Source organism: Lactobacillus sp. UMNPBX4 (genome assembly GCF_002554115.1).
Lineage (GTDB): Bacteria > Bacillota > Bacilli > Lactobacillales > Lactobacillaceae > Lactobacillus > Lactobacillus gallinarum.
Window position 1 is genome coordinate 1 of the sequence record NZ_PCZF01000063.1, and the last position, 8,024, is coordinate 8,024.

The 8,024-nt window shown below is 31.1% G+C and carries 7 protein-coding genes; 3 read left to right on the forward strand and 4 right to left on the reverse strand.

The window, feature by feature from the left end; translation table 11 throughout:
* Positions 1–144 precede the first annotated feature (144 nt).
* The gene (locus tag CP355_RS09030; RefSeq protein ID WP_098044371.1) at positions 145–1,026 is read left to right on the forward strand and encodes a DegV family protein; all 882 of its coding nucleotides are present in this window, start codon (positions 145–147) and stop codon (positions 1,024–1,026) included.
* Positions 1,027–1,219: 193 nt separating this feature from the next.
* Here the strand turns inward: CP355_RS09030 and xerS are convergent, their stop codons facing one another.
* Complete coding sequence (gene xerS, locus CP355_RS09040; protein ID WP_087235533.1) at positions 1,220–2,302, reverse strand: tyrosine recombinase XerS; 1,083 nt, start codon at positions 2,300–2,302, stop codon at positions 1,220–1,222.
* 515 nt (positions 2,303–2,817) lie between these two features.
* Between xerS and CP355_RS09045 the strand changes: the two genes are divergently transcribed.
* Positions 2,818–3,273 (forward strand): hypothetical protein, encoded by a 456-nt coding sequence (locus tag CP355_RS09045; RefSeq protein ID WP_098044372.1) that lies wholly within the window; start codon positions 2,818–2,820, stop codon positions 3,271–3,273.
* Positions 3,274–3,375: 102 nt separating this feature from the next.
* On the opposite strand, the gene CP355_RS09050 is transcribed toward CP355_RS09045, so the two are convergent.
* The 3 genes from CP355_RS09050 to CP355_RS09060 all read right to left on the reverse strand — a co-directional run bounded on the left by CP355_RS09050 (position 3,376) and on the right by CP355_RS09060 (position 5,837).
* Complete coding sequence (locus CP355_RS09050) at positions 3,376–3,984, reverse strand: DUF5052 family protein (protein WP_025005682.1); 609 nt, start codon at positions 3,982–3,984, stop codon at positions 3,376–3,378.
* A 186-nt stretch (positions 3,985–4,170) separates the two neighbouring features.
* Positions 4,171–4,527: a hypothetical protein gene (locus CP355_RS09055; RefSeq protein WP_098044373.1), complete on the reverse strand. Its 357-nt coding sequence runs from the start codon at positions 4,525–4,527 to the stop codon at positions 4,171–4,173.
* A 152-nt stretch (positions 4,528–4,679) separates the two neighbouring features.
* Complete coding sequence (locus tag CP355_RS09060; RefSeq protein ID WP_098044374.1) at positions 4,680–5,837, reverse strand: GH25 family lysozyme; 1,158 nt, start codon at positions 5,835–5,837, stop codon at positions 4,680–4,682.
* 563 nt (positions 5,838–6,400) lie between these two features.
* On the opposite strand from CP355_RS09060, the gene CP355_RS09065 reads away from it, so the two are divergent.
* Complete coding sequence (locus CP355_RS09065) at positions 6,401–6,655, forward strand: GlsB/YeaQ/YmgE family stress response membrane protein (protein ID WP_025005684.1); 255 nt, start codon at positions 6,401–6,403, stop codon at positions 6,653–6,655.
* Positions 6,656–8,024: the final 1,369 nt, after the last annotated feature.

Consider the following 8,024-nt stretch of genomic DNA (forward strand, 5'->3'; position numbering starts at 1 on the left):
GAAATTAAGGTTAGACTAATGGTTTAAAGGCTACCGCAAAAACATTGACACTTACAAACGACTTGCAATAGGTGTGTAATTAATGGTTTTATGCTATAATTCTTCTGTATTATATAATTAAAGAAATTGGGAAGGGGAAATAAATTGAAAATCGCATTAGTTACTGACAGTACTAGTGTCTTAACTGAACAAGAAGTTAAGGACAATAATATTAATGTGGTTCCGATTCCCGTCATCGTTGGCGACAAGGAATACTTAGAAGGAGTTAATATTACTTCTGCGCAACTTTTTGAACTACAAAAGCAAGGCGCAGCTTTTCCTAAGACTTCACAACCAAGCATGGGTCAAATGATTGAATTATGCAATAAGCTTCATGGAGAAGGCTATGAGGCTATCATTGCTATTACTTTATCGAGTGGTATTTCTGGATTTTATCAAAACATGGTAAACATGGCTCATAATAATCCGGAATATAATCTATATCCTTATGATTCTAAAATGACCGTAAGATTACAAGGTTATTTGGTATTAGCTGCTGCTAGAATGATTAAGAATGGCATGGAACCAGAAGCTATTTTAAAGAAACTGGACGAAATTCGAAAGACAATCGATGAATATTTTGTAGTTGATGATCTTAAGAATTTAAGCAGAGGCGGTCGTTTAAGCAACGCAGGTGCGTTTATTGGTACTATGCTGCAAATAAAACCATTATTAACATTTAATGATGATGGTAAAATTGTTGCTTTTGATAAAATCAGATCTTTAAAGCGTGCTGTTGCCAAGGTTAAGAAACTTACTTTAGAAAAAACTGCAGAATTACCTTATAAGGATAGATTACGTTTATTCGTATTTCATTCTAATGACCTCAAACAAGCAGAAGACATAAAAGAGTTTATTAATACTAACTTCCCAGATAAGCCGGTGGATGTGGCTGAATTCAGTCCTGTAATTGCTACACACTTAGGTGAAAAGTCTATTGCGATTGCATGGATGATAGACATTGATAAATTAGATTTAACTAAATAATAAAAGAGGCGCTGTTAAACTAAAAAACAGTGTCTTTTTTATTATTTAATATTAATAGTAAAATTGTTATAGTTGCAGTTATGGATATAATAATAAATTTACTATTATTTATGGAGCAATCAGCAATAACACTTTTGTTATTGCTGAACATATTAAAAACAGCACCATTTTTATATAGTTTGGTGCTGTTTTATTATTTAGTTTCATTTAAATTTTGATGATCATTAGAAATTGCATCTAATGCTGCTCGCTGCTTCTTTTGATCTACGTGAGTATATAAATCTGTGGCAGTTGTTCCTTTTTGACCTAATTGCTGTGCTACTAAAACTTGATCTTTAGTAACAGCATACAATTCAGAAGCTAATGTATGGCGCAATTTATGAGGGGTAAGAGGATGACCAAAGCTGGCTGAATATTTGCTAACCATTTTTTCAATTGCATTAGTAGTCATGCGTTTTGTTTTATTGTGCCATCTTGTTAGAAAGAAAGCCGTTTGCTTAGAATCGGCCATATAACGCTCAGTTCGGATTTTTTTATAATTTTTAATATAGTTTAGAGTCCATTCAGCAATAGGGACACTATCCTTTTGTCCGCCTTTACGCGTGACATCTAAAACTGCGTCCTTTATATTCAAATCTTGCATATCTACGCCAGCACACTCAGAAACTCGAATTCCTGTCCCTAAAATTAAAGCAATAATGGCCATATCTCTTTCTTTATTCATCTTGAAACCAGGTTTAGCTTGCTTATTGCATTTATTTTCATAGTCATGATTAATAAATTTAAGAAATTCGAATTTGAGGTTTCCAGTGTACATGTGTGATTCTAAAACGTGAGCACGATAATTTAATGTTTTAGTATCATTTAAAGACTCAATTTTGAGCATTACGTTGCGCTCAAAATAGGGCTCACCATTATTATTATCTGATGTAATGGTCAAAAATTTAAATAAAGAGCGTAGGGCATTAATAGAACGATTAATAGTAGTGGGGGAGTTCAAGTGTCCTTGCTTATTCTTAGTGTGGCCTAAGTTATCAATGTACAACATGATATCATTTCGCCGTAAATTTGCTAAAGTATCTGGTAAGATATGTTGATTATCTTTTGCAGTAGAGATGCCTTCTTGACGTAACCAATTAAAAAAACGACGTATCTCGGTTAAATATTGATAGGTGGTTGTTAATGAGTGATTAGTACCTAAATTATATTGTTTAACAAAGTCTGGCATATTATCTAGTTCAGTTTTAATTAAGCTAAGATACTTAGTAGATTCCATATTTTCTCCTTACTCGAACAAGTGTTTAAATAATTGTATCATAGAAAAAGGCAATAAAAAACACCTATCTTTGGAGATAGGTGAATATTAAAAATCCCAGCTTTAATTACTTTTCCCAACTCAAACGATAATATCTATAGTATTATTGTAAAAAATTGTTCATAAGTATTTAAAGAATGGAATAAACCACGTCACTATAACTGGAATACTAGCAACGCCGGTAGCAACCCTTCAGCATTCCAGTTATAGTAACTTTGATTATGTTTATCTATATAATATAGGCATTTAACATCAAGCTAAACAATCTGTATTATTAGACGGTGTTGTTTGTATGGTACAACTTACCTTTCAAGTATTTATTTTAAGATGATTAAATCTAATGATCAAGTCTTAAACGCCAAATTTTCAAAAAATATTTATATTTAATGTTAATTTAGTTTAAAATATTGTTTTTGAAATTTCATGTATAAAAATTGTACAATAAAGACGAAGATTATATAAGACGAGGAAAAATTATGACAGAAGAAATTGATGTAAATTTTCAAGCTAAGAATCCAAGTGGTATTAAATTATTAAATCGTTTGTATGATGGTCATTTAGTATTAAATGATATCGGTGTTCGTTTGGATGAGCAGCTTAATAATGAAAATGAAGAATTAACTGTACCAACTCAAGAAGACGTTAATAATTTGAACGATACTTTTAGCAAGATGGTACAAACTTTTAGTGATATCACAGATGCTTATGGTAACGTTGATACCTTTGCGGATAATTTTGCCGGTACAACTAAAGATTTTGCAGAAAGATTAATCACTGAAATGGTAGACTTTAATAATGGTATTGCTGATATTGGAGATACTGAAGGTGGTCTTGAAAACTATGATAACGATAAACTCAACGATTGGGTTAACCAGGTTATGGGTGATATTGTAGCTACTAATGAAGCTTTCAATACTTTAATTAAGGAATAATAGTGCTTGAAGATCCAATTTAATAAAAGGCAAAATGGCTTTACAATCTTTAGATGGATCAATTAAAAAGGCGTCTCATGTGTGAGGCGCTTTTTTAATATATTATTTCTTTAAACTAGCTATTGGATAAATAGTGTAATCAGCTCTATAAGCAACAAGACGATGACCATCAATTACAAACTGGGTAGCATTTTTCATATCACTTTTATGGATAGAAACGTTTTTACCAGTGAATACAGCAATTGGCATCCCTAGTTGGCTTCTAATCATAACTACTTTAGCATCACCATTCCAGTCATTTTTAAAATTTTGATACATAGTATTTAATAGTGGAACAGCCTTGTTTTGATCATTGATATTAACATGCTTATTAAATTCATCTTCGTAATTCTTTAGTCCTTCATAGGCAATAAGAGTGGAGCCTACGTGAATCATTCTGTTGTGACCGTAATCAATGTCAATTACGCTAGATTTTTCGTTACCATTGCTGTCTTTTTGAGACATCTTTTTATCTGTATGAATATTAACAGATTTTGCCTTAATTTGATCGATCTTTTGTCCATTTGAATCATAAGTGGAAACTGTCAATGGTAAAGCACCGATTTTAGAGCGCATAGACAGCTCCCAATTTTCAAAATTGCTACAGCCAGAAAGTAAAGCTACGCTTAAAATACTTAAGCTTAACAATGAAATAAGTTTCTTTTTACGCATATGTTTTAAATTCCTCAATTCATACTTAATAGTGATGAGTTTAATTTTATCATATTTGTACTTAAGGGATGCAAAAAGGCGGGGAGTATTATTAAATTAAGCTATTGATAGTTAATAAAAAAACAAAAAAGTGAATTGATCTTTTCTAATAATCAATCCACTCTTATATATTTTGAATATCTTTTTCTAATCATCAGTACCAATTATACGATGCCAAATGTAAAATCCAAATCCGATTACTAATGCAATAGCCGCATACAAAAACATCCAGGCATATATAAAACCACCAAATATTCCTAGAACGCCTGCGATAATCATCAAAATTAGGCCAGTTATATCTCCACCTAAGTGAGGACTTTTTTCTAAGCAAATATAGACAATTCCAGCGCCAATAAACAGGCCAGCTATGATTATTTCAAGAATACCACCAACTATACTTTTAGCTGCGTATATGCCTAGTAATTGACCTAACAGTCCGTCTAGAAATAGCCATACTGACAAAACAATCATTAAAATTCCAATAACTAATTTAGTAACTCTCATCTTTTTTAGCCTACATATCTGTATATATTATCTATGCAAGATGCTAAAAAATTCAAAAATAATTTACTAAATTAATTTTGAAACATAAGCTTAAATCTGATAATTGATCTATAACAAAAAGGACTAAACTATTACGTCTAGTCCTTTTTCAATTATTTAAAATTTTCAGCCTTTACGTATGCATTTTTACCAACTCTATAGTAGGCTTCATTGTTAATATAATGTTTTGGTCCATATGTCTTAATAGGTGAACCTTGCTTTAATGTTTTCCACTCGGTGTTAAGTGATCCATTGCTTTGGTAAACATCGGCCTCAGTCTTAAATATACGTGAGTTACCTAAGATATTGCTTGCCATGATGTATTTATTATCGCCAATTTTAACAGCTGATTTACCATTGCTTAATTTTGTCTTGCCACCATAGTAATTGACTGATGTATAAGCTTTATAAACTTCGCCGGTACGCTTGCCATTGCCATCATATACGTAGGACTTATACATTATTGTGCCAGTATGTTTGGCATTAGAGTTAGAAGGTGCTTGGGAAACTGCAGAGCCTGAAATAGATAATGGGAGAATAGTTACATTACCGTCTGTAGACATTCCTTTCCAATTATCAGTGTATTGCCAGATAGCTACGCCGTCCATTGAAGGGAAGTATTTAAAATTAGGCTTATCTACTCGTCCAGATATAGCATATGCTGCTACCCATAAGGAATTAGGATATTTTTTGATAATAGATGGTGTATTAATGTTATTTTGTAACACAGAAGAACTAGCGTAAAGTAGTGGCTGATAGCCAGCTGCTTTAATTTCATCCATAAAGGCTAAGATTGCCTTAGCGGTGACGTTCTTACCGTTAGTAATTATATTGCCGCTGCCAGTTTCATAATCACAAGCTAAGTAGGATCCTTTAGGAAGGCCAAGGGCTTTAGCAGATGCTACAGCATATTTAGCTTCACTTTTAGCTATAGAAGCATTAGAACTAAATGTAGCAAAGTGATAACCCATCGGCATCATGTCGTTAGCAATGGCAGATTTGATTTGAGCGGCAGCCTTTGGATTACGATAGCTAGTACCTTCACTAACTTTGACTATTGCAAATTGAGATCCGGCTTTGGCATGAGCTGTTAAATCCGCACTTTGATAACTAGCAACATCAATCCCTAGTTCTTTTGCTGCTACGGAAGTTGCTGAAGCTTGTACATGGGAAGGATTAATAGGAGAGAGGGATGCAGGTAGGAGACTCATCCCAGTGTTTACTAACATAGTTGCACAAGCTAATTTTACGAATGTTTTCTTTTTTAACAAATTAATTCCTCCATAATTGGTGGAGAGAGTTAATAATCTATATCTCTCACTTTTAATATATTTAAAACTTACATATTATAGATTACATTGGTAGGTACCAAAATGCAATAGTTGAGATTAAATATTAATATTGTAGTAATCAGATAGAAATAATTGCAATAAAATTGGGATAATAATTGAGAGTCGAGCATGGAATGATTATTAAATGTCATTCTTTTTGGTTTATGCCTCCTTAGAGGGATGCACGTTCAAAAGGCCTAGCAAACAGTAAAAAAGTGCTAGTACTTAGCCAAGTATGATAATAGACGTGGTGAAGAAATTTGAATGAAAATAAATAGATACTGATATTACAATTAGAATATTATACTTTTTAGACACTTTTAATTTTTAAATGTCAAGAATAATACTTAAAACCTAAAGAAATGTATAAGGAGGGCTATTTCGTATATTACTTTAATGACAAAAATATTGTAATTATATAAAATATAGATAGTTAAGAAAAGCGCTTAATTAGCTAAATAAAGTATATAGATGTTTCTTTAATGAAAGCAAAGGTGATCAAAATGCTACATTGGATTTGGGTATTAATTGTTGGAGGAGTTATTGGTTTGATTGCTGGAGCTCTTACAGGGCACGGCAGATCAATGAACTGGATTGCTAATATCTTAGCAGGGTTAATTGGTTCCTCATTAGGTCAAGCTTTATTGGGTGCCTGGGGACCACAAGTTGCTGGCATGGCAATTGTACCGTCAATTTTAGGTGCAGTAATTTTGGTAATCATTGTTGCCTTCGTTGTCAGCAAATTTAGAACTGCATAACGTTTATATGAGTAAAAATTTTTAGTACGTACTACAAACGAAAAGGCTAAAATAAGGATTTTATCCTAGATTTAGCCTTTTTTGTTGCCCTATTCTCTTGGGAGAGGGGAGAGAAATAAAAGCATTAAAGACAGTGATGCTACAAATTGATAAAAATAAATAGATTTTGAAACAATGAATTGAAGATAATCTGGCTGTTTTGAATAGAATTTTGGGCTCTCATTGTCAACTGAAGCCAATTATGTTTAGGTTTCAGTTGATTAATAATGACTTACTTTAAAAGAATTTATGATTGTTCAAATAAAAAGTTATTTTTTATTCATTATGTAATACGTAATTGTTAAAAATCAAACGCTGAATATTAAAAATAGAAAGATGATTAGCAAGTGTACTGTGGAGTAATAAAAGAAAAAAGCTTAGAAAAGCTATGAGACGTAGAGATTCTTTATAATATAAGGATTTTTATAAAGAATGAATGAAAATTAAAACAAAATATAAAATTTGTTTGAACTTTATAAATCAGCAAAAATAGCTGTTTTGATAGGAACTTAGTTCTTGCTATCATTAAAATTATTGTTTTAAGTAATGCATAGCAAATATAATTTATCTAATTAATTACCATTTATAGAAAGCAAGTATAAAGAATATGGTCGTTAAAGGGATTATTTCATTAATAATGATTCAGCAAAATTTATATGACGAATTGTCTACCCCCTAAAATCATTATTAAATCAGCTGATCATGCCATTTTACTATGAATATCCCTATAATCAGCATGAAATTAGACCGATTTTTAGTCTGAGAATCTGTATTAAATCTATTTATTATTATGGTAAAAATATCAGCGTATTAGCTTGATTAGCTAGTTATTGAATGTACATGGTATTTCACTTAAGCCTTTAAATTTTGTTAGAAATTAATCAATAGATCCATTGATTATTAATTAAAAATAATGAACTTGACCGTAGAATTGCGATCTCAGCATCTTTATAAAAGTAAAAAACTTTAATTAACTTGCAACAAATAAAAAAGCAAAAATAAAAAGTATAAAAAGAGTTGCCAATTTTAAAATACACGAAAATGTCTTCTGTTTGTGTATTTACGATATTCTTACTTATAACTTTACATAATATGAATTATGCGCAGATACAAGTAAGAATTAATTGCTCTCTTTTATACTTCTTTATTGCTATATAATTACTTATTTTAGCATGTCTACTTTTTTATTATTTTTCAAAGCATTAAGATAAATCATGTTTATAAGTGCTAATAAGATTACAGCTATCCATATTGTTTTTAAAACAAAAAACTTTTCGAAAATTGCAATTTCAAATTGAACACTTTTGAAAATTAAATTCTGTATATTGAA

Excerpts from the sequence above, each read along its gene's own strand:
- xerS (WP_087235533.1), bottom strand. The coding sequence starts at position 2,302 with ATGGAATCTACTAAGTATCTTAGCTTAATTAAAACTGAACTAGATAAT.
- CP355_RS09045 (WP_098044372.1), top strand. The coding sequence starts at position 2,818 with ATGACAGAAGAAATTGATGTAAATTTTCAAGCTAAGAATCCAAGTGGT.
- CP355_RS09050 (WP_025005682.1), bottom strand. The coding sequence starts at position 3,984 with ATGCGTAAAAAGAAACTTATTTCATTGTTAAGCTTAAGTATTTTAAGC.
- CP355_RS09055 (WP_098044373.1), bottom strand. The coding sequence starts at position 4,527 with ATGAGAGTTACTAAATTAGTTATTGGAATTTTAATGATTGTTTTGTCA.
- CP355_RS09065 (WP_025005684.1), top strand. The coding sequence starts at position 6,401 with ATGCTACATTGGATTTGGGTATTAATTGTTGGAGGAGTTATTGGTTTG.